Source organism: Loktanella sp. DJP18 (genome assembly GCF_049310965.1).
Classification (GTDB): domain Bacteria; phylum Pseudomonadota; class Alphaproteobacteria; order Rhodobacterales; family Rhodobacteraceae; genus Loktanella.
Genome location: NZ_JBMERN010000397.1, coordinates 1 through 606 on the forward strand (window position 1 = coordinate 1; position 606 = coordinate 606).

Sequence of the window (606 nt, forward strand, 5' to 3'; positions counted from 1 at the left end):
ACCTTGTCGCGGAATTTCGTCCACTCCTGCGGGATGGTTTTACGTATGAATGCAAGGATGGCGTCGGCGAACTGCTTCTGATTTGGGTAGCAGCGATTGTGGGTCACGTATTGGTGCAGGACGGCCCAAAGTCGCTCAATCGGATTGAGATGAGGGCAGTAGGGCGGCAGCTGAATCAGATGGATACGGCAAGCTGTCCTAGCGAGGAAAGCTCTGACATCGGGCCCATTGTGGTAGGCCGCTTTGTCCTAGATGACATGAATGATGCGCTTGTCAGGGTTGCGCGCTTCGACCTTGGTCAGCAGTTGTGCTGCACTGACCCCATCAACGGTTATGGCCTCGACAAAAGGTCCGTCGAAGCTCTCAAGGTTCACAGCCCATGAATGTTCACACGGCCACGCCCTGCCGTGCTGAGGACCGCTGGATTTGATCCCACCTTCACCCAACCGAATGCAGGGTTGGTCTGGTATTCCGGATGATCGTGTCCCAATGCTTGGTGTAAGAAGCGCGACCCTTGGAGAGGTCCGAGACTGATCAGGAGGCCACGGCGGGCAGCCTGATGGTTGGATTGTCGGTTACGCGTGCGAGAGTTTCAAGCGACATGTA

General features: G+C 55.9%; 1 pseudogene. It reads right to left on the bottom strand.

What is annotated here, in order from left to right:
• Positions 1-188 (bottom strand): annotated as a pseudogene (locus ACOI1H_RS26115) (transposase); the annotation flags it as partial.
• Between the last annotated feature and the right edge of the window lie 418 nt (positions 189-606).